This window comes from Streptomyces sp. NPDC027185 (genome assembly GCF_055567035.1).
This window is the reverse complement of record NZ_JBVHRF010000001.1, coordinates 588,284-615,105: the sequence shown is the minus strand read 5'-3', so window position 1 is coordinate 615,105 and position 26,822 is coordinate 588,284. Positions and strand designations below refer to the sequence as shown.

General features: G+C 72.4%; 22 protein-coding genes and 1 tRNA gene. 11 read left to right on the top strand and 12 right to left on the bottom strand.

Going from position 1 to position 26,822, the window contains the following annotated elements:
• The first annotated feature begins 46 nt into the window (after window positions 1–46).
• Window positions 47–2,584: a phosphoribosyltransferase gene (locus ACZ4M8_RS02590; protein ID WP_467602749.1), complete on the top strand. Its 2,538-nt coding sequence runs from the start codon at window positions 47–49 to the stop codon at window positions 2,582–2,584.
• Complete coding sequence (locus tag ACZ4M8_RS02585; RefSeq protein ID WP_467602747.1) at window positions 2,584–3,420, top strand: HAD family hydrolase; 837 nt, start codon at window positions 2,584–2,586, stop codon at window positions 3,418–3,420. The genes ACZ4M8_RS02590 and ACZ4M8_RS02585 overlap by 1 nt, the downstream gene beginning before the upstream one ends.
• 263 nt (window positions 3,421–3,683) lie before the next feature.
• Here the strand turns inward: ACZ4M8_RS02585 and ACZ4M8_RS02580 are convergent, their stop codons facing one another.
• The 3 genes from ACZ4M8_RS02580 to ACZ4M8_RS02570 all read right to left on the bottom strand — a co-directional run bounded on the left by ACZ4M8_RS02580 (window position 3,684) and on the right by ACZ4M8_RS02570 (window position 6,422).
• The gene (locus tag ACZ4M8_RS02580; protein WP_467602746.1) at window positions 3,684–3,893 is read right to left on the bottom strand and encodes an FmdB family zinc ribbon protein; all 210 of its coding nucleotides are present in this window, start codon (window positions 3,891–3,893) and stop codon (window positions 3,684–3,686) included.
• 248 nt (window positions 3,894–4,141) lie between these two features.
• On the bottom strand, window positions 4,142–4,795 hold the full coding sequence (locus ACZ4M8_RS02575; RefSeq protein ID WP_467602744.1) for a DUF4383 domain-containing protein: 654 nt from the start codon (window positions 4,793–4,795) through the stop codon (window positions 4,142–4,144).
• 331 nt (window positions 4,796–5,126) lie between these two features.
• A complete protein-coding gene (locus ACZ4M8_RS02570) occupies window positions 5,127–6,422 on the bottom strand; it encodes a hypothetical protein (protein WP_467602742.1) in 1,296 nt (431 codons plus the stop codon).
• Between the two features lie 226 nt (window positions 6,423–6,648).
• Between ACZ4M8_RS02570 and ACZ4M8_RS02565 the strand changes: the two genes are divergently transcribed.
• Window positions 6,649–6,723: transfer RNA gene (locus ACZ4M8_RS02565), tRNA-Val, on the top strand.
• A gap of 60 nt (window positions 6,724–6,783) precedes the next feature.
• On the opposite strand, the gene ACZ4M8_RS02560 is transcribed toward ACZ4M8_RS02565, so the two are convergent.
• Window positions 6,784–7,140 carry an SCO3933 family regulatory protein gene (locus ACZ4M8_RS02560; protein ID WP_467602740.1) on the bottom strand — a complete coding sequence of 119 codons (357 nt, stop codon included), beginning with the start codon at window positions 7,138–7,140 and terminating at the stop codon, window positions 6,784–6,786.
• Window positions 7,141–7,597: 457 nt separating this feature from the next.
• On the opposite strand from ACZ4M8_RS02560, the gene ACZ4M8_RS02555 reads away from it, so the two are divergent.
• The 5 genes from ACZ4M8_RS02555 to ACZ4M8_RS02535 all read left to right on the top strand — a co-directional run bounded on the left by ACZ4M8_RS02555 (window position 7,598) and on the right by ACZ4M8_RS02535 (window position 12,957).
• On the top strand, window positions 7,598–8,785 hold the full coding sequence (locus ACZ4M8_RS02555; RefSeq protein WP_467602739.1) for a GmrSD restriction endonuclease domain-containing protein: 1,188 nt from the start codon (window positions 7,598–7,600) through the stop codon (window positions 8,783–8,785).
• Between the two features lie 11 nt (window positions 8,786–8,796).
• On the top strand, window positions 8,797–9,408 hold the full coding sequence (locus ACZ4M8_RS02550; protein WP_467602737.1) for a HEPN domain-containing protein: 612 nt from the start codon (window positions 8,797–8,799) through the stop codon (window positions 9,406–9,408).
• Between the two features lie 507 nt (window positions 9,409–9,915).
• Complete coding sequence (locus ACZ4M8_RS02545) at window positions 9,916–11,004, top strand: HNH endonuclease (protein WP_467602735.1); 1,089 nt, start codon at window positions 9,916–9,918, stop codon at window positions 11,002–11,004.
• 789 nt (window positions 11,005–11,793) lie between these two features.
• The gene (locus ACZ4M8_RS02540; RefSeq protein WP_467602733.1) at window positions 11,794–12,345 is read left to right on the top strand and encodes a DoxX family protein; all 552 of its coding nucleotides are present in this window, start codon (window positions 11,794–11,796) and stop codon (window positions 12,343–12,345) included.
• Between the two features lie 111 nt (window positions 12,346–12,456).
• Window positions 12,457–12,957: a VOC family protein gene (locus ACZ4M8_RS02535; RefSeq protein WP_467602731.1), complete on the top strand. Its 501-nt coding sequence runs from the start codon at window positions 12,457–12,459 to the stop codon at window positions 12,955–12,957.
• Between the two features lie 238 nt (window positions 12,958–13,195).
• Here ACZ4M8_RS02535 and ACZ4M8_RS02530 read toward each other — a convergent pair whose 3' ends face one another.
• The 3 genes from ACZ4M8_RS02530 to ACZ4M8_RS02520 form a co-directional block, all read right to left on the bottom strand.
• Window positions 13,196–14,038 (bottom strand): alpha/beta fold hydrolase, encoded by an 843-nt coding sequence (locus ACZ4M8_RS02530; protein ID WP_467602730.1) that lies wholly within the window; start codon window positions 14,036–14,038, stop codon window positions 13,196–13,198.
• Window positions 14,039–14,173: 135 nt separating this feature from the next.
• Window positions 14,174–14,833 (bottom strand): nucleoside/nucleotide kinase family protein, encoded by a 660-nt coding sequence (locus ACZ4M8_RS02525; RefSeq protein ID WP_467602728.1) that lies wholly within the window; start codon window positions 14,831–14,833, stop codon window positions 14,174–14,176.
• 235 nt (window positions 14,834–15,068) lie between these two features.
• On the bottom strand, window positions 15,069–16,229 hold the full coding sequence (locus ACZ4M8_RS02520; RefSeq protein ID WP_467602726.1) for a methyltransferase: 1,161 nt from the start codon (window positions 16,227–16,229) through the stop codon (window positions 15,069–15,071).
• A gap of 429 nt (window positions 16,230–16,658) precedes the next feature.
• Between ACZ4M8_RS02520 and ACZ4M8_RS02515 the strand changes: the two genes are divergently transcribed.
• On the top strand, window positions 16,659–17,576 hold the full coding sequence (locus ACZ4M8_RS02515) for a universal stress protein (protein ID WP_467602724.1): 918 nt from the start codon (window positions 16,659–16,661) through the stop codon (window positions 17,574–17,576).
• A gap of 22 nt (window positions 17,577–17,598) precedes the next feature.
• On the opposite strand, the gene ACZ4M8_RS02510 is transcribed toward ACZ4M8_RS02515, so the two are convergent.
• From ACZ4M8_RS02510 to ACZ4M8_RS02500, 3 genes are all read right to left on the bottom strand, one after another.
• Window positions 17,599–18,237, bottom strand: coding sequence for a DedA family protein (locus ACZ4M8_RS02510; RefSeq protein WP_467602723.1), 639 nt, complete (start codon window positions 18,235–18,237; stop codon window positions 17,599–17,601).
• A gap of 275 nt (window positions 18,238–18,512) precedes the next feature.
• The gene (locus ACZ4M8_RS02505; RefSeq protein ID WP_467602721.1) at window positions 18,513–19,022 is read right to left on the bottom strand and encodes a DoxX family protein; all 510 of its coding nucleotides are present in this window, start codon (window positions 19,020–19,022) and stop codon (window positions 18,513–18,515) included.
• A gap of 369 nt (window positions 19,023–19,391) precedes the next feature.
• Window positions 19,392–20,036, bottom strand: coding sequence for an HNH endonuclease family protein (locus ACZ4M8_RS02500; RefSeq protein ID WP_467602720.1), 645 nt, complete (start codon window positions 20,034–20,036; stop codon window positions 19,392–19,394).
• A gap of 750 nt (window positions 20,037–20,786) precedes the next feature.
• Here ACZ4M8_RS02500 and ACZ4M8_RS02495 point away from each other — a divergent pair.
• Window positions 20,787–21,368, top strand: a complete 582-nt coding sequence (locus ACZ4M8_RS02495) for a TMEM165/GDT1 family protein (RefSeq protein WP_467602718.1) — start codon at window positions 20,787–20,789, stop codon at window positions 21,366–21,368.
• Window positions 21,369–21,449: 81 nt separating this feature from the next.
• On the opposite strand, the gene ACZ4M8_RS02490 is transcribed toward ACZ4M8_RS02495, so the two are convergent.
• Entirely contained in the window at window positions 21,450–22,130 is a 681-nt protein-coding gene (locus ACZ4M8_RS02490; protein WP_467602716.1) for an HAD-IA family hydrolase, read from the bottom strand.
• 539 nt (window positions 22,131–22,669) lie between these two features.
• Window positions 22,670–23,179: a peptidoglycan-binding domain-containing protein gene (locus tag ACZ4M8_RS02485; protein ID WP_467602714.1), complete on the bottom strand. Its 510-nt coding sequence runs from the start codon at window positions 23,177–23,179 to the stop codon at window positions 22,670–22,672.
• A gap of 1,444 nt (window positions 23,180–24,623) precedes the next feature.
• Between ACZ4M8_RS02485 and ACZ4M8_RS02480 the strand changes: the two genes are divergently transcribed.
• Window positions 24,624–26,699, top strand: coding sequence for a DHA2 family efflux MFS transporter permease subunit (locus ACZ4M8_RS02480; RefSeq protein ID WP_467602713.1), 2,076 nt, complete (start codon window positions 24,624–24,626; stop codon window positions 26,697–26,699).
• Window positions 26,700–26,822: the final 123 nt, after the last annotated feature.

The following is a 26,822-nucleotide window of genomic DNA, read 5'->3' as shown; positions in this document are numbered from 1 at the left end:
ACGGCGCCCGTATCCGCAAAGAGACCGACGGCAGGAGAAGAAGCGCGTGGTGTGGACGGGAGAATGGGTCGCTCGGCGGCTCGGGGTCTCGCTCAGCGGCGGGGACCAGCTACCCGGGCTGCTGGGGCTGGCGCTGCGGCGCAACCCCAAACGGGCCCATCTGCTCGTCTCGCACGTGCTGGGCAAGCACGTGCCGCAGCGGCCCGGTGTGGTGCACGGCGTCGGCGTGGGGCTCGGCCGCCGGGTGCGCGCCCTGCTCGGTGACGAGGCGGCGGCCCGCGCGGTGGTCCTCGGCTACGCCGAGACCGCCACCGGACTCGGCCACTCCGTCGCCGACGGGCTGGGCCTCGCGCCGTATCTGCACTCCACCCGGCGGCCGGTGGCGGGCGTCGCCCCGGCCGGCGGTTTCGAGGAGGAGCACTCCCACGCCACCTCCCATCTGCTGCTGCCCGAGGACCCGGCGCTGCTCGCCGGGGACGGCCCGCTCGTCCTCGTCGACGACGAGTTCTCCACCGGCCGCACGGTCCTCAACACCATCGAGTCGCTGCACGCCCGCTTCCCCCGGCAGCGGTACGTCGTCGTCGCCCTCGTCGACATGCGCTCCGAGGGCGACCGCCGCCACCTGGAGAAGTTCGCCGCCGGGCTGGGCGCCCGCGTCGACCTCCTCGCGCTGGCCACCGGCGGCGTCCGGCTGCCCGCGGACGTGCTGCGGCGCGGTCAGGAACTGGTCGCCGCCCACGACGTCCCGGAGCAGGCGCCGCCCGCCGCGTCGCGCAGCGCCGCCGTCCGGGTCGACCTGGGCTGGCCGGACGGGCTGCCGGACGGCGGCCGCCACGGCTTCACGCCCGCCCACCGCGCACAGCTCGACGCGGCGCTGCCCGCCATGGCCGACCGGCTCCGCGACCACCTCGCCGGCGCCCGCCGCATCCTCGTCCTCGGCACCGAGGAGCTGATGTACGCACCGCTGCGGCTGGCCCAGACCCTCGACGCGCGGCTCGCCGCACCCGGCGGCTTCGGCGCCCTGGAGGCCGAACGCGCCGCGGAGACCTGGGCCGCGGACGGCACCGGCGACGGTGACGGCCCGGCGGTGTACTTCTCCACCACCACCCGCTCCCCGGTCCTCGCCGTCGACGACCCCGGCTACGCCCTCCGCACCCGCCTGACCTTCCCCGCCCACGACGACCCGGCCGACGGGCCCGGCCCGCGCCACGCGTACAACGTCGCGCCCGGCGCCGACCCGGCCCGCCGCTTCGACGCGATCGTCGCCGTCACGGACACCCCCGGCGACACCCCGCAGCTCCACGCACCCGGCGGCCTGCTGGACCGCCTCGGCGCCCACACCGACCGGCTGCTCCTCGCCGTCGTCCCCGCCCGCACCCCGCGCCCGGCCCCGGCGCACCCCGCACCGCACCGACAGGCCCCGACCGTGCCCCTCCCCGAACCGCTGCGCGGCCCCGCGTTCTCCTCGTACGCCCCCGAGGACGTCGGCTGGCTGCTCCAGGACCTGTCGGCGGTGACGCTGGAGGCGCCGACCGAGGAGCGGGAGGAGGCCATCCAGAGCGGCGGCGCGCACTACGCGGAGTCGCTGCCCGTCGAGTACCAGCCCTCCGAGCGCTACCAGGCGCTCTTCCACGCGGCGCTGGAGACCTCCGCCGCCCGTATCGCCCGTGCCGTCGGCGCCGTCACCGAGACCGTCCTCGCCGATCACGCGGCCCGCGGCCGGACGGCGGGCCCGCCGGTCCTGGTCTCGCTGGCCCGCGCCGGTACGCCCGTCGGCGTCCTGATGCGCCGCTGGGCACAGCACGCGCACGGCCTGGACCTGCCGCACTACGCCGTCTCCATCGTCCGGGGCCGCGGCATCGACACCACCGCGCTGCGCTGGCTCGCCGACCGCCACGACCCGGCCGACGTCGTCTTCGTCGACGGCTGGACGGGCAAGGGCGCCATCACCCGCGAACTCACCGCCGCGCTCGCGGAGTTTCCCGGCTTCGCGCCGCGGATGGCGGTCCTCGCCGACCCCGGCGGCTGCGTCTCGACCTACGGCACCCGCGACGACTTCCTCATCCCGTCCGCCTGCCTCAACTCCACCGTCTCCGGCCTGATCTCCCGCACCGTCCTCCGCGACGACCTGGTGGGCCCGGACGATTTCCACGGCGCGAAGTTCTACCGCGAACTGGCCGGCGCCGACCTGTCCGCCACTTTCCTCACCGCGATCACCGCCCGCTTCGCCGAGGCCGAAGGAGCCGTCGCCGCCGACGCCGCCCGCCTGGCCGCCGAGGATCGCCGTCCCACCTGGGAGGGGTGGGCCGCCGTCGAGCGGATCAGCGCGGAGTACGGCATCGACGACGTCAACCTCGTCAAGCCCGGCGTGGGGGAGACCACCCGGGTGCTGCTGCGCCGCGTCCCGTGGAAGATCCTCGCCCGCCGCGGTGCCGGAGGAGACCTCGATCACGTCCGCCTGCTCGCCGAGGAACGCGGCGTCCCCGTCGAAGAGGTCGGCGAACTCCCCTACGCCTGCGTCGGGTTGATCCACCCGCGCTACACCCGCGGCGCGACCGGCGCCGACGGACGGAAGGCGGCCTGATGTCGCACACTCTCGTCGCCAGCGACCTCGACCGCACCCTGATCTACTCGGCGGCGGCCATGGACCTCACCATGCCGGACGCCGAGGCGCCCCGCCTGCTCTGCGTCGAGGTCTACGACCACCGCCCGCTGTCGTACGTGACGGAGACCGCCGCGGCGCTCCTGGCCGGACTGCCGGCACGGGCGCTCTTCGTCCCGGCCACCACCCGCACCCGCGAGCAGTACCGCCGTATCCACCTGCCCGGCCCGCCGCCCCCCTTCGCGGTCTGCGCCAACGGCGGCCATCTGCTGGTGGACGGCGAGAGCGACCGCGACTGGCAGCGCACCGTCGCCGCCCGCCTCGCCGCGGGCAGCGCACCGCTCGACGAGGTCCACGCCCATCTGGTCCGCGCCGCCGACCCCGCCTGGCTGCTCCGGGAGCGGACCGCCGAGGACCTCTTCGCCTACCTCGTCGTGGAACGGGCGCTGCTGCCCGACGGCTGGATCGAGGAGCTGACCGCCTGGGCCGACGCCCGCGGCTGGTCCGTCTCGCTCCAGGGCCGCAAGGTCTACGCGGTGCCGAAGCCGCTGACCAAGAGCGCCGCGGTCACGGAGATCCGCCGCCGCACCGGCGCCACCCGGCTCCTCGCCGCGGGCGACTCCCTCCTCGACGCCGATCTCCTCCTCGCCGCCGACCACGCCTGGCGCCCCGCCCACGGCGAACTCGCCACCACCGGCTTCCACGCCCCCCACGTCACGGCCCTGCCCGAACGCGGCATCGCGGCGGGCGAGCGCATCCTGCGCGCCTTCCACGAGGGGGTACGGGAGGAGGACGGCGTCCTGGACGCGGCGGTGTGACGGCGCGGTCCGGCGCCGAGGCCCCGGGCGGGTGCGTCCGAGCAGGTCAGCGACAGATACGGTAGGAGACGAAGACCTCCGGGCGTGGTGTGTTCCTGGACAGCTCCATCACACCGGGGGTCTTCTTCCGCACCCGGACACCGGCCACGGGGCTCGTACCGCCCCGCGCCCGCCGGGGTGCGTACCCCGCCGCCTCCGGGCCCCGTGCCCGTACCCCGGGCCCCGCGTCCGCGCCGGGCTTCGTCCCGGCGGGCGCCGCGGGATCAGCCGCAGCAGCCGCCTCCGCAGCAGCCGCCCCCGCCCCCGGAGGGCGCGGGCGCCGCGGCGGAACCGGCCACGGCGACGGTGGAGAGCAGCTTCACGGTCTCCTCGTGCCCCTCCGGGCAGACGGCGGGCGCGCCGGACTCGGCCATCGGCCGGCTCAGCTCGAAGGTGGAACCACAGGGACGGCACCGGTACTCATAACGAGGCATGGCCACAGATTAAAGGGTGCCCCGCCGCGGAGGGGATCCGTAGCCGCTGGTGGGAGCGGTGGGCGGCCGGGCGTTCCGGGGCGGCGGGTGGCCGGGGGAGGGCGGTCCGGCGGGCGGGCGGCGCCTCGGCGCGGTGGCCCGGCCTCCTGCGCCTGGCCCGCCTCGGGCCCGCGGCGTGCCCCCGGCCTCGGCCCCGAGGGACGACTGCCACGCAGCCGCCCCTCGGCCCCGGAACGGCGGGGTGGGGCTCACGCCCGCCCGGAGTCCGATCCGCCGCTCTCCTGGAGCTGTTCCAGCGCCGCCTGCCGTGCGGCCGTCGGGCCGGGGGCGGGCGTCCGCCGGTGGGCCGCCTCCGGATGGCGGGCGCGCCAGTACGGGTTGTCGTGCGACAGACCGCCGCTGACCCGCCCGTACATACCGAAGACCATCAGCAGCAGGCCCACCACGAAGCTGAACAGCACATTCTGGATCTTGAACGCGAGGATGTTCGCGTCCGTCTCCAGCAGCGCCAGGTTCACGAATCCGCTCAGCAGGAACAGCACGCCCAGCACGATGTTGAGCGTCGACGCGAAGTTGCCGCCGATGACCATGCCGCCGAACAGGATGACGCCCACGACGATCGACAGGACGCTCAGCGCACCGTTGGTGTTCAGCCCCGCGACCGTGTCGCCACCCGTGTCGAAGAACCCGATCTTGTCGAGCAGCCCGAGAATGCCGAACGCGACCAGGATCAGCCCCATCACGCCCGCCCCGACCCGGTAGACCTTGCTGAGCCGGTGATCGATCGGCAGATGCTCATCGAGCCGGGTGTGGCGCAGTTTGCCCCCGCGGAACAGATTCGAGGGCCCGTGCAGACCGTGCGGCCCGACCCTCGTCGTCCCGGTAGCCCCAGTGGTAGCCATCTCCGGCCTCCCTCGCGCAGAACGTGCCGCCTGGGCAGTGCTGCTTCCCAGCATCCGCCAGAGCCTCACACCACGCCAACGGACCACCGGGGGGCGACGGAACGGCCACGGCGGGGTAGGGGGCGCACCCTCACGCCCTGCTACGGGGGCGGGGACCGGGGCCTCGGGAGGCCGTCGTACGGAGACGGAGCCCGGCATACGGGGCGGTGGCCGGGGCGAGCCGGGGGCTCGACTGCCCCGCGGGGTGTTCTGTCTCAGGGGTCGCCGTCCGGCCGGGAGGCCGTCGTACGGGTGCGGAGCCCGTCACCCCGGCCATGACCGGACCGGCCTCTCACCCTCCGGCCCCGCCCCGCTCCTCCCGGATCTCGCGGACCACCCGTGCGGCGGTCTCGCGTACCGCCTCCGTCTCGGTCAAAAAGTGCCACCAGTCGGGGTGGCGGCCCTCCAGGCCGGCGACGGCGCGGTCCAGCCGGGCGACCGCGTCGTCCAGCGGGCGCGCGTGGCGGGGGTCGGGGGTGCTGCGGCCGGTCATCGCCAGCCGCTGGGCGTCCCGGATCGCGAACCGTGTCCGGTCGATCTCCTGCTGCCGGTCGAACGAGACCGAGTCGAGCCGCTGCAACCGGTCACCCGCCGCCGACACCGCGTCGTTCGTGGTGTCCAGCAGCGCCCGGACCGTCGCCAGCCGGCTCGTCGCGTCCGCCCACCGCTGCTCGTCCCGGGCCTGCTGGGCCTCCCGCAGCTTCGTACCGGCCTGTGCCACGGCCTGCGCCGCCTGCTCGGGGACGCGCTGGAGGTCCTGCCAGCACGCCGCGCTGTACCGCCGCCGCAACTCGCTCAGCACCGGATCGACCTGCTCCGCCCGCGTCGAGATCGCCTGCGCGCGGGTACGCAGCGACACCAGCCGCTTGTCGATCTCCGCCGCCCGCTGCGGCAGCCGCTCGGCCTCCGCCCGCAACTCCTCGGCCTGCCGCAGCACCTCGTCCGCGCGCCGGATCGTCTCCTGCACACCGTGCCGCCCCGCGCCCTCGTTGAGCTTGGTCAGCTCCGGCGCGAGCGCCGCCAGCCGGGCCGCCAGCTCGTCGGCCTTCAGCCCCTTGGCGCGTACGGCGTCCAACGCGTTGCTCGCCGCGAGCAGCGCCTGCCGGGCCCGCTCCACCGCGGGCGCCAGCCGCGCCAGCTGCGTCTCCGCCGCCGCCAGCAACGGCCCGAGCCCCTGCCCGAACCGCTCCAGATCGGCCTTGGCCCGCTCCAGCTCCTCCCGGGCCCGCGTCAGATCCGCACGGGCCCGCCCGGCGGCCGCACCGTCCAGATCATCGCGGTCCAGGTCATGGGCGTCGACGGCCGTGATGTACCCCTGGCTGACCTCGTCGATCCGCCGGACGAACCCCTGGTACTCCTCGGCCGCCCGCCGCGCCTGCGCCGAGTTGTCGACCGCCGTGATCGTCTCGATCGAGATCCGCAGATCCCGCTGCGCGGTGTCCAACTCGTAGAACGCCGCCGCAGCCGCGTCCTTCGCCGCCTGCGCCTCGGCCCGCTGCCCGTCCCCGCGCCCGAACCACCGCCGCGTACCGCCCCCGGCGAACGCCGCCGGAACCACCGCGACCAGCAGCGGCAACGGCAGCACCATCAGCCCCACCGCCTCACGCAACGGCCCCCGACGGCCCCGACGGCGTGCTCGCTGCTCGTACGGCTGCGTGTCTGTCGCCGTCACATCCCTCTCCCGATCGGATCGCCCCGGAACCGCCTGCCATTCTCCCACCCGCAAGAAACGAACACACCGCCCGGTAAGTTCGCGATACACCCGCTGGCTTGCAGTTCCGCCCGCCCGGCAAGGTAGTCTGTCGCCTCGACCAGGGCGCATAGCTCAGCGGTAGAGCGCTGCTCTTACAAAGCAGATGTCGGCGGTTCGAATCCGTCTGTGCCCACCAGGGGAAAGGCCCCTCGCCGATTGTGGCGGGGGGCTTTCTGCTTCCGATTCGGCATGGCGATCAGGCCGCCGCAGCAGCCGGGACGGTGAACGCGGCGGGCATCACGGCCGTGGCCCGGAAGGCGATGCCGTGCCGCTCCTGACCGTTGAACGTGGGCTCCCACGGCCGAGCCACCAGCCCGGCCAGCGAGACCGGCGACCCGACCGCCAGCCCTTCGGTCAGCCCGTTCTCCGGCACGGTGACCTTGAGGAGCGCCGACTCGCCGCCCTCGATGTAGACGACCCCGACCGTCCACAGCACCTCACCGGTGTTGGCGTCGGTGGCGACCTCGCCGGTCCGCCGGTCCTTCAGCTTCTTCTCCGGAGCCTCGGTCAGCAGGATCGTGGCCGCCGAGGTCTCCACGCGGATGGAACGCAACCTTCGCGCCCGGAATCCGGGGCGCAGAGATCACTGTGAGGTGAGCTTGCTTCGCTCGCTATCCGTTCCAACGGGAGGCAGCACTTTGGAAGCGCAAGACATGCTGACGCAGCCGGGCTGACGTTCCTGACTCCCCGGACCTGCAAGCAAGTTGGATCACAGGCCAGAGGTGCCGCACACGTGCGGCGGCGTCGGCCATCGTCGTCGCTCCCTCACCTTCACCTTGCCTAAGACGTTGGTCCGTGTGCCGTAGCTGCCTGAGCTCACAAGGGCGAAGCACATCGGGGGTAGGGGAAACCTGGCCGAGTTGCTGGCAAGCGTATGGGCTCCGATCACGCCCGGCCTCAAACTGGCGACAGGACCGGCCATACCTGCTCCCCCGACCTCAGGCGCGATGGGAAACTGTCCACGGTGAACGGTCGGGCACTACACTCGCCATGCGAACTCCGGAGGCCACATGAGTAATTCTGACATCGAAAGCATGACGCCCGTTGATTCTGAATCTTCGGAATCCGAGGATGACGTAATAGATCGCCTCAGTGCCGCTAGGGCCAGCGTTTCAGCCACAGACTGGACCATCGAAACTATCGTGACGCAGATGCGCAAGGGGCGCATTGACCTTAACCCTAAGTTCCAGCGCAGAGCGGCATGGACCAATCCCACCAAAAGTCGATTCATTGAATCGGCGATTTTGTCTTACCCAATCCCTCAAATCGTTCTGGCGGAAAAGAAGGAGCGGGCAGGGCATTACTTTGTGATCGACGGCAAGCAGCGCCTTCTTGCCCTGCGGCAATATTACGCCGGGGAAGGTAATCCGAAGGATGAAGGTTTCAATCCCTTCAAGGTTACGACGACATCGATCTTGGATGGTATTCGAGGATTTGATATTAGGCGACTAGAGAGTGAACGCAGTGAACTGTTTGACGCTTTCGAGAATCATACAATTCGAACGGTTACAATCCGTAACTGGGAGTCGGAAGACTTCCTCTACACCCTCTTCCTGCGCCTGAATACGGGAAGTGTCCCCTTGTCCCCGCAGGAGCTTCGGCAGGCACTTGTTCCGGGTGAGTTTGTAAACTTCATCGATGAGCAGTCGGGGATGAGTCCGGGAATGCAACACCTCCTGGGGAATAGTGGCCCGGATCGTCGCATGGTTGACGCTGAAATGATGGTGCGATATATCGGTTTTCGGAATTCTGCAGTGACCTATCGTGGAAACCTGAAAGACTTCCTTGATAAGACTTGTAGTCACTTTAATAAGTCGTGGTCGACTGAAAGCGCGCGTGTGGCCGAGCAACTCTCCGAGATGGAGCGTGCCATTGTCGCGGCGCGGGAGATCTTCGGTGACGACGGGGCCTGTCATAAATGGTCTGGAAGCCGGTGGGAGCGTGCGGTTAACCGGGCCGTATTCGACATCCAGATTAATAGCCTTGCTGACATTCGCGTTAGGGATGCGGCACTCGGAAAGAAAATTGAGGTTTGCCAACTCTTCAAGTCGCTGTGTGTTACAAATGATGATTTCGTTGCAGCTCTAACGTCCACCACGAAGAGCATCGAAGCCACGCGGACTCGATTCAGCATCTGGTCTGAGGGGTTGAAGAATACTCTCGGTGTTCCGGTCCCCCTTCCTCCCTGCCTGCCTTGAACGGGGGAAATGTGGACACTGTCACTCAACTTAGAAGTGACATCGAAGAGCTGCGCGACTCGCTGCTCCCTAAGGAACTACAGGAAATTAAGCCACCTGATGACATGCAGGCGCCTCAGGTTCTACTGGTTAACTCCTTCGTGATACTTGCGCACGCGCACATCGAAGAATTCATCGAAGGTCTCTTCTCTGACTTTCTTGCGGGGAAGTCGCGAGACGTTACAGCTGAGATGATTCCTGCCTGCTATGTTCGACTCATTCTCCATTTCGGCGAGCAGATTCGCGGCGAAAGGGGTAGTTCCAGTTATACGCATCAACAGATATGTCAAACGGCGAAAAGTTTGTATGAAGCTAAGGTGGTTAAATCCAACAATGGCCTAAAGGAGCGGAATGTTGCAAACATGGCCAAACCTCTAGGGTTAACTGCTGAAAAAGTTTCGGATGCATGTCCGGATCTCCTCCCGGCGCTTGACACCCTAGGTGGTAAGCGTGGCGGATTGGCGCATCGTTCATCCAGTAATCAGGCAGTGAGTGAAACCATCTATCCGAGCCAGGCGATCAAATGGGTGGATGACGTTCTGACCCATTTCCATCAGCTGTCGGATCTCCTGGGGTGTAAGTAGGAGATCGGCCTCTCCACCCCTGTATACAGACTCTCGCTCGAGGGCCCGCATTGGCATCAAGTAGCTACAATAACGGGGTGGGGTAGTGGCAACGCTGAGCGGGCTTGATGCGTCGCTACCCTCTCTGTTACGGCGGCCATAGGCCGCCTCCGATCGAACTTACAAATAGATGTCGGTGGTTCGAATTCTTCTATCAGTCGAAAGGCCCCGTGCTGATCACGGAGAGATTCGGCGTTCAAAAGCCGGCCCGATGGGTTGCCCGGTGGCCCCGGCGAGGAGCGTGAGGGGTGGCTGCTCGTTCCGTCTCTCGCTGTTGAAGGTGCGCGGTGGGTATGCAGCTCGGAGTGTCGGCCAGCACAGCGGTGATCAATATTGAAAGGTGCCGACAGCTCAGCAGCAGGTCAAAGCGTTGATATTCGGCTACCGCAGATAGCGGCTGCTGGGCTCACTCCCCGCCCGGCGAGCGAGCACGAGCAGCGACATCAGGCTTGGCCTTAGGCTTCGGCTATGCGTAGAGGAGCGATCACACACGCGTCCGTGCTCAAGGTCATTGCTGAGTATGACGAGTTGGGGCGAGATGCCTTCTTGGTGAAGTACGGGTTTAGGGAGTCGCGATCGTATGTGCTCGTGCACGAGGGGCGGGAGTATGACTCCAAGGCCGTAGCCGGGGTTGCACACAAGTGGGATCGGGGGCGTGCGCTGGAGGCGGGCGAGTTCAGCGGCGGCAGGGATCATGCTGTGGCGTGGCTCAAGCGGGCAGGTTTCCAAGTCAGGGCCATCAAGAACCCGGATTGGGCTCGGGACGAGATCATTCTTGCCTGCGGTCTGGTGATGGAGAATGGTTGGAAGGGGCTGGATTCCCGAGACGCCAGGGTGGTGGAGCTGTCGGCCTTGCTTCAGCTGCTTCCTATTCATGCGGATTCCGAGCGTAATGAGAAGTTCCGTAACCCCAATGGCGTTGCTCGTAAGACGTTTGACATTGCTACCAGGCATCCAGAATATCGGGGTAAGCCCACCAACGGCGGCGCCCTCGATGTTGCAGTGCTGCGTGATTTTCTTGCCCGGCCGGAGGAGATGGCTGAGGTTGTGCGGCTCATCCGGCAGGGAGTCGTTGAGGGGGATTTTCGGGCCCTCGCGCCGACTGGCGATGAAGAGTTGGGTGATGGCTACTCTGTCCCAGAGGGGCGGCTTCTGATGCGTCGGCATCAGGAGCGCGAGCGGAATAAGAGCCTTCGCAAGAAGAAGATCGACTCAGTTCGCCAGTGCGGCGCACGGCTTGCTTGTGAGGCATGCGGCTTCGACTTCGAAGAAGTGTATGGGGATCGTGGTGCCGGGTACATCGAGTGCCATCATGTCCTTCCCCTCCATGTAGCAGGGGAAGGGCGAACGAAGCTCAGCGATCTCGCGCTCATCTGTGCCAACTGTCACCGTATGATTCACCGGCGTGCACCGTGGCCGACTCCCGCGGAGTTGCGGGACGCGATAGAGCTGAAGCGTGCAGTGGACATGCGCGCGGCGAACGTCGTGGCGCGCCCCCGTGCAGCGGTTGACGAGCAGGTGCCGGATATGCGGTCTGACGCCTTCCGGCAGCAATAACGCTGGCGACTACAGCTCTCCTCTGGAGAGGCGCCTCCCCTCGCGGCTCTCTGCCTACCCTTCGAGTGGCTGATGTTCTGTGCTCGGCTTCGGCGCGGCCTGATTCCGAGGCCCTCGTCTCCACGCCTCCTCGTCTCCCCAAAACTCCCATAGGGGATGGGGATGGCGAGGATGTGGGGGAGGAGGACGTTCTGGTCTTAAGGCGGTTCTCCGCGCCGGAGGGCGTCGTCATGCCGGACGTCGGCGAAGGTTTTTCTTTGCGGAGCTATCCGGGGACACTCAAGCGTCTGCGTCGGGAGTGCCTGGGGAGCCTTTTGAGCTGTGCACCGCTCGGCGCGCGTAGTAGGGGTGAGACTGCGCCGGGCGTCAGACTCATCAACGGACAGGGGGAAGAGTGCCATTCGTAGCCATCCACTGCAGGGGCGTTAGGGCTGCGGTCTCTCGAAATGGGAGCCGGCAAGGTGGACGAGGTCGCGTTCCTCGCATTCGATCTTGACGAGTGCTCCCGGCGTGATCTCCGCGGTGTGGCCATCGCGGCCCGAGGTTTCTTCGATGTCGAGAGCTACGGCACGAACCCTGGGGTGCCTTGCGCGTCGCTCTGTATGCCAGGACCGGATGGCCTGCACTTTCGACGGTTCTTGCGGCAGTACGCGGCGGGGCTTCGCGCATGTAAGGGCAGAGTCCCGCCCCCAACCGTTTGGCGCCCGAGCGGGCCCTGTGTATCGTCGGGAGGGATGACTTGAAGTTTCAAGTAAGTGTCCGTGTTCCCGTCCGAAAGAGCGGATTGCCATGACCACCCCCCTTGGTAACGTCCCTGCCGCGCGCGCCGGTGCGCCGGAACATTCCGATGCGTCACCGCATGGTTATGCCGTCGGGCTGCTGGTGCTGCGGTTGGCCATCGGGTTGACGATGGCGGCGCACGGGGCGCAGAAGTTGTTCGGCTGGTTCGACGGGCCGGGGCTGGACGGGACCGGGCAGTTCTTCGCGATGAGCGGGTATCCGGCGGGGCACGCCATGGCCGTGGTGGCCGGGCTCAGTGAGGTGCTGGGCGGGCTCGGGCTGGTTGTCGGGCTGTTCACGCCGCTGGCCGCGGCGGCGGTCGTGGGCACGATGATCAACGCGTTGGCCGTCAAGTGGGGCGGCGGGTTCTTCCTGCCCAAGGGTGTCGAGTACGAGTTGCTGCTGACCCTGGGCGCCGCCGCCCTCGCGCTGACCGGCCCCGGGCGCTACGCCCTCGACCGCTGGGTGCCCGTCCTGCGGTCGCACCGGCTGCGGTACGGCGCGCTCGCCCTGCTCCTGGGTGTGGTGCTCGCCGGGATCGTGCTGCTGGTGCGTAACTGACGGCCGAGGTGTAGCTGACGGCCGGTGCGTAACGCGTCCGGTGTGAATGGGGCGTCCGGTGCGTCGCTGACGTCGTCGTTCGTCGCGGGTGCGGAGAGGCAGGTGGGTCCGGTGCCGGTGCGTAGGTTGAATCACGCGGTGCTGTATGTACGGGACGTCGCGGCGTCCGTGGCGTTCTACGGGGAGGCGCTGGGGCTCGTGCCGGTGGACGAGGTGCCCGGTCGGGCGGCGTTCCTCCGGGCGGCCGGGTCCCTGAACGATCACGATCTGGGGCTGTTCGCCGTGGGGGAGGACGCGCCGGGGCCCGGTACCGGGCGGGTGGGGCTGTACCACCTGGCCTGGGAGGTCGGCACGCTCGGGGAGCTGGTCGCGGCCCGGAAGGCGCTGGCCGCGCGGGGTGCACTGGTCGGTGAGAGCGATCACCTGGTGTCGAAGTCGCTGTACGCCGAGGACCCGGACGGCAACGAGTTCGAGATCATGTGGCGGGTGCCCCGCGAGGACTGGCCGGGTCCGGACGAACCGGGCCGGATCCGCCCGCTGGACCTCGCCGCCGCGCTCGCCCGCTGGGGCCCGGACCGGGAGACGGGAGCGGCGGCCGGTCAGGCGACCTGAAGCGCGGCGGCTGCTCTGCCTCTCCTCCGGGCTCGGCCCCGGGTGCCTTTCCCTCTGCAAGGGGGGAGGTGCCCGGGGCTTTTGAGTTGTCCGGGCCCTGCCCGGCGGCCCCGGCCGGGCCTCGGCCCCGCCCCCGTACCGTCGGGTCCGCCGCCTGGCTGGAGGGCGCCCGCGCGCACCGCACTCACCAGCCCCGGGACGCCGGCCGGCCCTGGGCGGTCGGCGTCCCGAGCGCGTCTCAGTACGTCAGGGACGACAGGAAGCCGTGGAGGGCGTGGTCGAAGTGGGGGGTGTTCTCCAGGTTGATCATGTGGCCGGCGGCGGGGACGCGGATGCGGTGGGCGCCGGGGACGGTCAGGGCGAGGGTGTGGGCGTTGGCGGAGATGTCGTGGGAGTCGAGGTCGCCGTCGAGGACGAGGGTGGGGAGGCGGAGTTCGGTGAGGCGGTCGGCGGCGCCCGCCTCCTGGGGTGTGCCCGTCCCCTCGGCGTGGACCTCGATGTTGGCCTCGGCGGCGGCGCGCAGCCGTTCGCGCAGTCCGGGGTGGACGGCCTCGGGGGGCCGGTGCGGGCCGTCCACCCAGGCGCGCAGGAAGTGCTCGACGTACCGTTCGATGCCGTCCTCCTCGCTGCTCGCGGCGGCCTGTTCCCGCAGGTGGGTGAGGAGGAACGGGTCGGTGAAGGGGCGTCCGCTGATGCCGGGTGAGGCGAGGGCGAGCGCCGTGACGCGGTCGGGGTGGGTCAGTGCCGCGTCGAGGGCGACCCGGGCGCCGTGGGAGAGGCCGACGAGGACGGCGCGGTCCACGGTGAGGGCGTCGAGCAGGGCCCGCAGGTCGTCGTGGTGGGCGAAGTCGCCGGTGGCGGTGGAGGAGAGGCCGTGGCCCCGCAGGTCGTACCGGATCACGCGGAGGCCGGAGTTGACGAGCCAGACGAATTGCTCGTCCCACATGCGCTGATCGAGGAGCGCGCCGTGCAGCAGGACCACGGCGGGGCCGGTGCCGGCGGCTTCGTAGAACAGCTCGCCGTCGTCGATCGGCACCGTGCCGTTCTCGACCTCGCTCCATGCGGTGATGCCCTGGGTCATGCTCCGTCCGTCCTGTGAGCCGTGTCGTGTCGTACGAGGTGAGGTGGGGTGCGGCCCCTTGGGGGCAACGTCCGGGGCGCGCGGTGAGTGCCGGGGGCCGTGGTCCGCGCGGGGTGCTGGGACGGGCCGTTCCGGTCAGTTGGCGTCAGGGGGCCGGGGCGCCGCGTCGGGCCGGAAGGTCACGACGAGATCGGCGTGTTCCCGGGTGGCGGCGACCAGCCGGGCGTTGGCCTCGTCGGAGGTGCGGACGAACCGCTCCGCCGCCTCGCGCGCGGTGCCGAACCGTTCGTGACGCGCGATCAGGCGCCGTACCCGCTCCGCGCCGGGCAGGTCGACGTACCAGACCTCGTCCAGCAGGGCGCGGGCGCTTCGCCACGCGGGTGTGTCCAGGAGGAGGTAGTTGCCCTCGGTGATGACGAGCGGGACCTCGGGCGGGACGGGCAGGGCGCCGGCGACGGGGTCCTCGATACGGCGGTCGAACTCCGGGGCGTACACGACGGATCCGGGCACGGGGTGGCGCAACCGCGTCAGCAGGGCGGTGTAGCCGTCCGGGTCGAAGGTGTCCGGGGCGCCCTTGCGGCCGAGCCGGTCCAGGCGGCGCAGTTCGGCGGTGGCGAGGTGGAAGCCGTCCATGGGGACCAGCGCCGCCCGTCCGGCGAGCCGGTCCACCAGGTGGGCGGCGAGCGTCGACTTCCCGGCGCCGGGCGGGCCCGCGATGCCGAGCAGACGGCGCCGCCCGGGTGTCGCGGTGGCGGCGAGCCGGCGGGCACGCGTCAGAAGAAGCTGCGGATCCATGGTGGGTCCATGGTGCCTGAGGGGCGGGGCGCGACCGGATTGCGGGGCGCGGCCCGCCGCATCCCGCTTCCCGGGGGAGCCGCCGCGTGCGGGGCGGCGCCGGTGCCGTACGTGAGGAGAACGGAAGGGGCACCGCGGGTGACGGCGGCGCCGGAAGCCGTCCCGGACCGTGCCCCTGCCGGGCGGCAGCCCGCTGAGATCCGTCCGGGCATCCGCCGGGGGCCGCCCCCGGCCGTCAGCCCCCGGGCGTCCCGGCCCGCAGCCGCCACAGCGACGTGACCTCCGCCGCCCGCGCCGCGTGCAGCGGGTCGGCGGTGTCGCGGGCGCGCGGGTGGCGCGGGGCGATGTCGTGGCGTCCGGCGACGGTCAGGCCGGCCGCCGCGAAGGCGTCCAGCAGCTCCGCGCGGGGCCGCAGGCCCAGGTGTTCGGCCAGGTCGGAGAGGATCAGCCAGCCCTCGCCCGCCGGGGTCAGGTGATCCGCCAGGCCGTTCAGGAAGCCGCGCAGCATCCGGCTGCCGGGGTCGTACACGGCGTACTCCACCGGCGTGGCCGGTTTGGCGGGGACCCACGGCGGGTTGCAGACCACCAGGGGGGCGCGCCCCTCCGGGAAGAGATCGGCCTCGATGATCTCGACCCGGTCCGCGACGCCCAGCCGTTCGGTGTTCTCCCGGGCGCAGGCGAGTGCGCGCGGGTCCTGGTCGGTGGCGACGATCCGGCGGACGCCCCGCCGGGCGAGGACCGCGGCGAGGACGCCCGTTCCGGTGCCGATGTCGAAGGCCAGCTCCGAGGAGGGCAGCGGCGCCTCGGCCACCAGGTCCACGTACTCGCCCCGGACGGGCGAGAAGACGCCGTAGTGCGGATGGACGCGGTCCCCGCCCAGCGCGGGGATCCCGACGCCCTTGCGACGCCACTCGTACGCGCCGATGAGGCCGAGGAGTTCGCGCAGGGAGACGACCGAGGCGGCGTCGGAGGGCGCTGCCCCCGGGGACGGCGGGCCGTACGCCTGGGCGCACGCGGCGCGTACGTCGGGGGCGCGCGGCAGCGGCACCGCCAGCTCCGCGTCGAGGGGGACGAGCAGCATGCCCAGGATGCGGGCGCGTTGGTTCTGGGCCGCGCGGTGCCGGTGGAAGGCGAGCGCCGGATCGGCGGGCGGCGCCTTGCGGGGGCGGCGGTCGATGCGGCGGGCCAGCGCGGTCAGCAGCTGCCGCGCGTTGTGGAAGTCGCCGCGCCACAGCAGCGCGGTCCCCTCGCAGGCCAGCTTGTAGGCGGCGTCGGCCTTCATCCGGTCGTCCGCGACCGCGATCCGCTTCGGGGGCGGCGCACCGCTCTCGGAGCGCCATGCGGCGGTACGGGCCTCGTCGGCCTCGGTCCATGCGACGACCGGCGGTGCGTTCACCTGAATGTGCCTCGTGTGATGGTGCGGAACCCCGGCCGGCCGCCGCGGGGCGGGGCTCCGCCCGGGGCGCCGGGCCGCCCCGTGGCGCGCGGGGCGCGGCGGACGGGGCGGAGCGGCGGGATGGCGACGGCCGACTCTACCCGGTGCCGGGGGGGCCGCACCGGTCCCGTGCCCGGGTCGCCGCCCCCGGCGCGGGACCTTCGTCCCGTGCCGCGCGGCAGCCACCGGGGCAGGATGAGAACAGCGATAACGGCATGAAAGGCGCGGAAGGTGTCCCACCGTCACAGGGCGGGCTTTTCCGTACGGGCGGTGCCCCGGGGGCTCCGGTCTCCCCGGGGCGCGCGGTGCCGGCCCCGGCGCCGTACCGGACGCGCCCGGCGCCACCGGCCCCCGCCCGCGGGAGCACCCCACAGAGCCAAGGAGTCACGCATGGACGGCAACCTTCCGGTCATCGTCGCGGTGGACGGATCCCCCGACAGCGAACGGGCGCTGCGCTGGGGCCGGGAGGCGGCGCGGGCGCAGGCGGCGCCGCTGCACCTCGTCCACGTCTGGCCGTACGCCACCGAGGAACGGGCCGCCGCCGGGGCGGCGGGCGGCGACCCCGTCCTGGCCCGGCTGCGTGAGGAGTGGGAGGCCGCCGAAGGGGAGGCCGAGCCGGTGTTCCGCAGCCTCGGCGGACTGCCCGACGGGGTCCTGCCCGCGCTGGGCGCCGAGGCGCGGCTGCTGGTCCTCGGCTCGCGCGGGCGCGGCGGCTTCGCCAGCCTGCTCCTCGGCTCGAACGGCCTCGCCGCCGCAGGTCAGGCGGCCTGCCCAGTCGTCATCGTGCCCCGTCCCGACCGCGGCGGCGGACGCCGCGCGGAGGGCGAACGGCTCGGGCTCGGCGGCCCGCAGATCGCCCTCGGCGTGGACGCGGAGGAGGACGAGCCCGGCGCCATCGGCTTCGCGTTCGCCGAGGCGAGCCGCCGCGGCGCCCGCCTGAGGGTCCTCTCCGGCTACACCTGGCCGCTCCTGATGCCGCCCGCCTTCGAATACCTCGCCGCCTACGAGGCCACCCAGCAGGAGTACGAGGACGCGCTCGCCGCCGAGCTGGCGAAGGTCCTCGACCCGTACCGCAGGCACCACCCGGAGGTCGAGGTGGAGACGGAGCTGCGGGGCGCCGACGCGGCGGGGATGCTGGTGGACGCCTCGCTGGAGAGCGACCTGGTGGTCGTCGCCCGCCACCGCCGCCGGCTGCCGCTCGGCCGGCGGCTCGGCTCGGTGGCGCACGCGGTGCTGCTGCACGCCCTCTGCCCGATCGCCGTCGTCCCCGGTCAGGCCAGGGTCGCCACGGGGGAGCCGCGGGCGTGACGGGGCGTGTGCCCGGTGGCGGTCAGGCCGAGGCGCGCCGCTCCGGGCGGCGCATCCAGAACGCCGCCGCCGATCCGGCGAGGACGAGGGCGCAGAAGGAGAGCACCGTGCTCATCCAGGAGGCGCCCAGCCACTGCCCGCCGAAGTAGCCGAGGCTGACGCTGTACCCGGCCCAGGCCAGCCCCGCCAGCGCGGACCACGGCAGGAACTCGCGGACCGTACGGTGCGCCACCCCGGCGCCGAGGCTGACCACCGACCGTCCGGCGGGTGCGAAGCGGGCCAGGACGACGATGGCGCCGCCGCCCCGGGTGAGGGCGGTGCCCAGCCGTTGCTGGGCGGCGGTCAGCCGCCGGGAGCGGCCGATCGCGCGGTCGAAACGCTTGCCGCCGCGCCAGGCGAGCCGGTAGGCGGCCAGGTCGCCGAGGACGGACGCGGTCGCGGCGCACAGCACCAGCGCGAACAGTTCCGGCAGATGCGCGCCGCCGTTCACGGTGGCGCCGACCGCTCCCGCCGCGGTCCGGGTGCCCGCCGCCGCGGTCGCCGCGGCGATCACCAGCACCCCGCTGGGCAGGAACGGTACGAAGACATCGAGCACGATCGAGAGGCTGACCAGCGCGTACACCCATGGGGTGCCACTGACGGGCCCCAGGCTTTCCAACAACGTGCCACTCCCGGTCCGAACCCCGCCGCGACGTCGCATGGGGCGGCAGGGGCGGCTCTACAGCCATACAGCGTACGCCTGGGAAGTGGCGGCTTTTGTCCCAGGGGGACAGATGTTGTTCGTTTCACGTTCCCCCGGGTGTTCCGGCCCGGTGCGCCCGGAACGCGGAACGGCGCCTCCCGGGGGCGAGCGGTGCGCCCGGGAAGCGCCGTGCGGGCCGGTGGCGTACGGACCGTGAGCGGTCGGCCCGTACGCCCGCCGTGCGGAGCGCGGGTTCAGACGGTCGCCCCCGGGGCGTCCGCCGGGTCCGCCTCCGCCGCGCCGCCGCGGTTGCCGAACAGCAGCCGGTCGAGGGACCAGGCGCCGGGGCCGAGGAAGAGGATCAGCAGGAACGTCCAGCAGAACAACGCGGACAGTTCGCCGCCGTTCTGTATCGGCCACAGCGCGTCGCCCTGGTGGACGGAGAAGTACGCGTACGCCATCGAGCCGGAGCTGATGAGCGCGGCGGCGCGGGTGCCGAGCCCCAGCAGGACCAGCAGTCCGCCGGCGAGCTGGATCGCGGCGGCGTACCAGCCGGGCCAGGAGCCCGCCGGGACGGTCGAGCCGGTGCCCATCGCGCCGCCGAGCACCCCGAAGAGCGAGGACGCTCCGTGGCAGGCGAAGAGCAGGCCGATGACGATCCGGAAGAGCGCGAGGACGTGCGGGGTGTACCGCGCGGTCAGCGGCGCGGATGCGGCGTCGGCGCCGGTATGGCGGGTGGTGGGCGGATCGAGCGGAGCGGACATGTGGGGACTCCTACGGTTTCGGAGGGGACGGGTAACCGATGGAGGCATAGGTTAGGGATGCCTAATACTGCTTGCAAGTTCAAGCTCTAACCCGTGATGTGCCGTGCCGGAGTTGATTGGTCTGAACCAATCATGCGCCCGGGGCCGGCCGCGCTCAACGGTCCGGACGGCGCGAAATCCGCGCACCCCTCGGCCCTCGGGCGCCGTGTGCCCACGAGTGCCCCGTATGTCCGTGCGCGCCGCGCCGGACGGGACCCGCACGGCCGGATTCCGGACACGCGGAAGCCCGCCCCCCGGAGAGGCTCCGGAAGGCGGGCGGGGTGCGAGAGGCGCCCGGACCGCCCGGCGGGGCGTGTCCGCGCCGCGGGATCAGCAGCCGTCGAGGAGCTTGGTCAGCGTGGCCTTCTCCGCCGAGTCCGCCGTCAGCTCGTACACGTGCTTCACCCAGATCCACATCCGCGCGTACTCGCACTGGTACGAGGTCTTCGGCGGCAGCCACTCCGCCGGGTCCTTGTCGCCCTTGGCCTGGTTGAGGTTGTCGGTGACGGCGACGAGCTGGGAGTGGGTCAGGTCGTTGGCGAACTCCTGGCGGTGCGCCGTCGTCCACGCCGAGGCGCCCGACTTCCACGCCTCGGAGAGCGGGACGACGTGGTCGATGTCCAGGTCCGACGACTGCGTCCACTTGGCGTCGTCGTACGGCGAGACCCAGGTACCGCTCACCGCCGCGCACTTGTCGTCCGTCTTGACGTCGGTGCCGTCGCGCTTGAGCACCACCTCGCGGGTGTTGCAGGCGCCCTCCTGGGTGATCCAGTGCGGGAACTTGTCGCGGCTGTAGCCGTCGGACGAGCCCTCGGGCTGCTCCTTGATCTCGGCGAGGTAGGTGCGGGCGGTGGCCGCGCTCGGCGGGCTCGGCGGCGCCGCCTCGGCGGTGGTGCCGGTCAGCGCCACCGTGCCGATGAGCGCGAGGGCCGAGCCCGCGGCGACCGTGAGGCGACGCGCGTAGACCTTGGGCATCGTAACTCCCTTGACGTGGGGGGAAGTTGGAAGCTGGGTGGGCCCATGACAGCGGACCGGGAAGGCCGGCGGACGGGCACCAGGTAACAGAGTGGCGACATGCTCACGTCAGTTCAAGGGCTTGACGCGGCGCCATGTTCGTGTCGGAGCACGGAGGTTGGGCGCTCCCGCGCACGCGCCCCCGCCGTGGAAGCGCACGGCGGCCGTCCGGAGACGCTCCCGGAGCGGCCCCGGGCTCCGGTGGGTGCCGCCGCGCCGGTGGGGCCCGTGCGCCCGGAGCGGGCGCGTGCCGCCACCGGGCTGCGTAGGCGTCTGTGTGAACGCCGGGGGTCCTCGGGCGGATGTTCGGCATGGGGTACGGACGGGCGCCGGGGCGTGGCATCGGTCACGTCGCCCGGCGGTCCGCGGGGGGCCCGTCCGGAGGTCCCCGGCGCGTCCGGGCGGACGGGGCGCGGCCGTTCACCCCGGTGGCGGCGCGGTGCGGCGGGGCGGGGTGCCCGCGGGACCGTTCGCGCGGCGGCGGGGGTACCGCGTACCCTTGCCGGAGCAGAAGGGGAGTAGCTCTTCGCCGGACCGTCGACATACTGCCCGCCCTCGTGGCGGGCCGGCGCCCGGAGGCACGCGAGCGCCGGTCAGCGGCGTACGCGGGCCAGCGAGACCTTCGGCCGCAGTGTCCTGACGCTGCCGTGCCGAAGCGACCCCGGATACGGGCCCCTCGGCGCGGCCCGACCGAACGAGGTATCCCGCCCCGTGTTCAGCCTTACCGTCGCCGCCGTCGTCTTCGGCGTCATCTTCCTCGCCGAGCTGCCCGACAAGACCGCACTGGCCGGTCTCATGCTCGGCACCCGCTACCGCGCCTCGTACGTCTTCGTCGGCGTCGCCGCGGCGTTCCTCGTCCATGTGGCGCTGGCCATCGCGGCGGGCAGCGTGCTGACGCTGCTGCCGCACCGCCTCGTCCAGGGCGTGGTCGGGGTGCTCTTCCTGGCGGGCGCCGCCGTGCTGCTCTTCAAGAAGGACGACGACGAGGAAGACGTGAAGAAGCCCGCCGACCAGAGCTTCTGGAAGGTCTCCGGGGCGGGCTTCATGATGATCCTGGTCGCGGAGTTCGGCGACCTCACGCAGATCATGACCGCCAACCTCGCGGCGCGCTACGACGACCCGGTCTCCGTCGGTGTCGGCGCCGTCCTGGGCCTGTGGGCCGTCGCGGGCCTGGGCATCCTGGGCGGCCGCACGCTGATGAAGCGCGTCCCGCTGAAGCTGATCACCAAGGTGGCGGCGGTCGTGATGCTACTGCTGGCCGGGTTCAGCCTCTACGAGGCGATCACCGGCTGAGCCGCGAGCGGGTGGCGGCCGGGAACGGCACCACCCGGTACGGCCGGGGCGCGCGGCCGGGGGCCGCGCGCCGGGTGGCCGTCACGCCCCGGCCGGGTCCCCGGTGGGCAGGTGCAGGGCGATCCGGCCGTCGGGCAGCGCCTCGATACGGATGCCGGTCAGGTCCCTGACGTGGGCGGTCGGCGCGAAGGCCGCCGCCCGGTCGCCGACGCCGACGACCCGCATACCGGCCGCCCGGCCCGCCTCGATGCCCGCCTCGGAGTCCTCGAAGACCACGCACTCCCCGGGCGCGAAGCCCAGCTCCGCGGCGCCCTTGAGGAAGCCCTCGGGGTCGGGCTTGCTGGCGCCCACACTCTCCGCGGTGATCCGTACCGCGGGCATCGGCAGCCCGGCGGCGGCCATCCGGACGTCGGACAGTGCGCGGTCCGCGGAGGTCACCAGGGCGTGCGGCAGTCCGGCGAGGGCGGCCATGAAGGCGGGCGCGCCGGGGACCGGCACCACACCGTCGGTGTCGGCGGTCTCCCGCGCCAGCATCCGCCGGTTGTCGGCGAGGTTCTCCGCCATGGGGCGGTCCGGGAGGAGGGCGGCCATGGTGGCCCAGCCCTGCCGGCCGTGCACCACCCGCAGGACCTCCGCGGCGTCGAGCCCCCGCTCCTCGGCCCAGCGCAGCCAGCAGCGCTCGACCACGGCCTCGGAGTTGACCAGGGTGCTGTCCATGTCCAGCAGCAGGGCGCGGGTGGTGAGCGTGGTGGTGGCCGGCATCGGCGGACTCCTGGGCGCTACGAAGGGGCGGGGCGCCGTCAGGAGGGCGGGGCCGCTGCGCGCCCGGTGCCGCGGGGGAGAGGTCAAGCGGCTCCGCCCGCCGGTCAGGGAGTGCGGGCGGAACCACTTTGTTCCTACACGATACAAAGCGTGTCGGGGTGCGGACAACCGGCCCCCGCCGAACGTTCGCGGACCCGCGCGTGAACGGCGCGTGCACACCCGGCGGCGCGCGGCCCGCCGCCTCCCGCCGCGGTCCGGTCCGGCGGCGCCCCGCGGCCTTCCGTGCCTGGTCAGCGGTGTGCCGAGGGCGTCTGGCCGCCGCTCGCGAGTCCCCGCCGCGGCCGGGCGCCGGACGGCCCGGGTGTGCCTGATGTCACGGCTTCGGGGTGCGCTCGGGGCGGCGGTGCGGAGCCTGTCGGGGCGCGGGCGGGTTCCGCGTGATCCCGGGCCCCGCCACGTCGCGCCGGACGCGACGGTGTCCCCGTTCCTCCGCAGGTCCGCTTCCGGTGTCCGGGCGGTCCGCCCTCGCGATGCGGTCCCTACGACCCGTACGTGCGGGACTCCAGGGAGGCGCGGGTGGCGGGGCCGTAGACACCGCGGGGGTCGTCCGGGACGGCGTAGTGGGTCTGGTAGCGGGTCACCGCGTCCCGGACGGCCGGGCCGTAGCGGCCGTCCACGGGGGCGGTGTAGAGGCCCAACTCGCGGAGGCGGAGCTGGAGTTCGGTGACCCGGCGGCCGGTGGCGCCCTCGCGGAGGGCCGGCGGGGCGGTGGTGGTGCGGGCCGGTGGGCGCGGGCGCCAGGTGCCGGGGGCGGAGGCGGCCGCGTCCGGGGCGGGGCCCGGGGAGGCGGCACGGGTGGCGGAGCGGGACGGGGGCAGCGCGGCCGCCGGGACACGGTCGTCGGCGGGAACGGTGTCCCCCGCGGTCGGCACCGTACCGCCGGAGGGCGGCGCGGCGCGGTCCTCGCGCCGGTCGGCGAGCGGGTCGCCCCCGAGCAGCCCGGCGGTCACGGCCACCGCGGTCCCGGCCACCGCCAGCACGGCGGGCACGGCACGCTTCCCCGGACGCCCGCCGGAAGGCGTACGGATCTCGTCGGCGGGGTCCGGACACCACACCGTCCGCGAGGTCGGCCCCGCGATCCCCGGCCGCCCCCGGCGCCCCGCCCCGGCCCGCGCCACCGGCCGGACACCTCGCAGCCCCCGCAGGTCGGGCAAGGGCGTGAGGGGGCGGCCCCCGCCGGACGGCGGGCGCCCTTCCCGCGGCGGGGTGAGGCGCGGCGGAACCCCGGCGGGCGGCGCGCCCCCGGCCGGGACGTCCGGGCCGGGCCGCCACGCGGGGTCGCCCGGGGCCGGTGCGACGGCGGACGGCCCGCCCCCGCTCCCCGGCGGGGCGGCAGGCGCCGGCCCCTGGGCCGGGACCCGCGGCGCAGGCCGCCGACGCGCGCCGCCGCCCGGCGCCGGCGGCCCACCGGACACGTACACCGCCCCCGCGGACGAGGACGAGGCGGCCGACGCGTACTCCGGGCCGGCCGAGGGGACGGCGGACGCGTACACCGCGCCCATGGGCGGTGCGGCAGGTGCGTACGCGGGGCCGGTGGGCGGGACGGCGGACGTGTACGCGGGGCCGACCGGCGGGACGGCCGATGCGTACCCCGGACCGACGGGCGGGACGGCGGACGCGTACTCCGGGCCGACCGGCGGGCCATCGGGTGCGGGCCCCGGTGCGGTCGGCGGGTGCGCCGGGCCGGGGTCCTCCGGTTCGGGGAGCGTCACGTACGGGCGTAAGCGGAAGGGGGCGAAGTCGTCGGGGGCGGAGACGGCGCAGAGGCAGGCGGGGCGGCCGCCGCCGCTCTCCGGCGCCAGGCAGTACGGGCACCTCGCAGACGTCACAGCGGTTCCTCCCGCGGTGCCCGGAAACCCGACGTGTGCGCGGTGGCCGGCGGAAGCGGTCCGCCGCCCCCGCCTCCGGGCGTACGGCGGAGCCGCGCGGACGTGCCCCGGCCCGCGGTGGCGACGCGGGCGTTCGGCCGCTGCGATTATGCAGCGCCGCCCCGGCGCGCGCAGGTACTCCGGCACATCCGGTGGGCGTACGGCACAAGGCGGCCGGGTGGCCGCACGGGGCGGGCCCGGCGCACGGCGCGGCGGGGTGGTGCGCGGGGGCGCATCGTCCGGACGCCGCGCCCGCGGGCCGTCTCCCGGCAGCGCACCGCAGCGGCGGCGTCCCCGCGCTCGGCGGGCCGGATCCGGCCATCGCCCCGAGGATGGAGGGAGTGGCCGACCGCGGCGGACGGCCGTACCCGGTGACGTGACCGCGCGCCGGACACGGCGCCCGCGCACCGGACGGGCCGGACCGGCCGGGAGACCGTACGGACCGGAACGCCGCGGACCGTACGGCCCCGGAACGCCGGAAGTCCCGGGCCGGGAGCCCGGTGGCGGGCGGCCGCCGGGCTCCCGGCAACCGGGGGTCCGGAAGGCGGAAGAGGGGAAGACGCTCATGGCGCAGGACACCGCGGCACCGGCGGGGCCCGCCGGGACCGGGGACCGGCGGACGGTCCTCGTCGCGATCGGCGCACTGCTGCTCGGCATGCTGATCGCCGCACTCGACCAGACCATCGTCGCCACCGCGCTGCCCACGATCGTCAGCGACCTCGGCGGGCTCGACCATCTCTCCTGGGTCGTCACCGCCTACCTCCTGGCGTCGACGGCGGCGACCCCGCTGTGGGGCAAGCTCGGTGACCAGTACGGCCGCAAGAAGCTCTTCCAGACCGCCATCGTGATCTTCCTGATCGGCTCGGTACTCTGCGGGCTCGCCCGGAACATGGGAGAGTTGATCGGTTTCCGGGCGCTCCAGGGCCTGGGCGGCGGCGGGTTGATCGTGCTGTCCATGGCGATCGTCGGGGACCTCGTACCGCCCCGGGAACGCGGGAAGTACCAGGGGCTCTTCGGGGCGGTGTTCGGCGCCACCAGTGTGCTCGGGCCGCTGCTCGGCGGGGTGTTCGTGGACCATCTCAGCTGGCGCTGGGTCTTCTACATCAATGTGCCGGTCGGTGCGATCGCGCTGGCGGTCATCGCCGCCGTACTGCACATCCCGGTCCGCCGGACCAAGCACCGCATCGACTACCAGGGCACCGCCCTGATCGCCGCGGTCGCCGCCTGCTTCGTGCTGATGACCTCGCTCGGCGGCGTCACCTACCCCTGGGGCTCGTGGCAGATCATCGGGCTCGGCGTCCTCGGGCTGGTGCTGCTGGCCGCATTCGTCGCGGTGGAGCGGCGGGCCGCCGAACCGGTGCTGCCGCTGCGCCTGTTCCGGATGCGGACCTTCGCGCTGACCGCCGTCATCGGCTTCGTCATCGGCTTCGCGATGTTCGGCTCGATGACGTACCTGCCGACCTTCCTCCAGGTCGTGCAAGGTGTCACACCGACCATGTCCGGTGTGCACATGCTGCCGATGGTCCTCGGCATGCTGCTGTCGTCGACCGCGTCCGGGCAGATCGTCAGCCGCACCGGCCGCTACAAGGTCTTCCCGCTGGCCGGGACCGCCGTCACCGCGCTCGGGCTGCTCCTGCTGCACCAACTCGGACCGGCCAGCGGCGTCGCGGTGATGAGCCTGTACTTCTTCGTCTTCGGCTTCGGACTGGGCCTGGTCATGCAGGTGCTGGTGCTCATCGTGCAGAACGCCGTCGACTACCGGGACCTGGGTGTCGCCACCTCCGGCGCGACCTTCTTCCGCTCCATCGGCGCGTCGTTCGGCGTCTCCATCTTCGGCACGATCTTCGCGAACAAGCTGGGCCCGCGCATCGCCGACGCCGTCGCGGGCCGCCCGCTGCCCCCGGGCATCACCCCGTCCGTCATCGCCCAGGACCCGCGCGTCGCCGGTCAGCTGCCGCCCGCCCTGCGCTCCGGCGTGCTCGACGCCTACTCCACCTCGATCACCGACGTCTTCCTCTACGCGGTGCCCGTCGTCCTCGTCGCGTTCGTCCTCGCGTGGTTCCTGAAGGAGGAACCGCTGCGTTCCAGTGTGACCGCGCCGGACACCACCGAGGTGCTGTCCTCCAACCCCGTCGAACGCTCCTCGTACGAGGAGTGCGCCCGCGCGCTCTCCCGCCTCGGCAGCCTGGAGGGCCGTAAACGGGTCTACGAGAAGATCACCGAGCGGGCGGGGCTCGATCTGAAACCGGCGGCCAGCTGGATGCTGCTGCGGATCCGGCACCACGGCTCGGTGGAACCGGCGCTGCTCGCCGACCGCACCACCGTGCCGCTCGGGGTGATCTCCGAGGCCACCCGACAGGTCGAAGAGCGCGGTCTCGCCGTCCGTGAGGGCCTGGACCTGCGGCTCACCGACACCGGGCGGGTGGTCGCGGAGCGGCTGGCCGAGGCCCGGCAGGAGTCGCTGGCCCGGATGCTCGGCGACTGGTGGACCGAGGACCGGCCGACCGACCTGACCGAACTGGTCCGCGAGCTGACCGGCGAACTCTGCGGCTCGGACGCCGAGGAACCGCACAACGGCGACGCCCGCCACGCCCTGCCCCGTACGGGCCCGGCGCCCCGGCCGCCGGATCTGGCGAAGTGAGAGGGCGGGCGGCGGCCCGCCCCGGAACGGCCCGCCCCGGAACGGCCCGCCCCGGAACGGCCCGCCCCGGAACGGCCCGCCCCGGAACGGCCCGCCCCGGAACGGCCCGCCCCGGAACGGCCC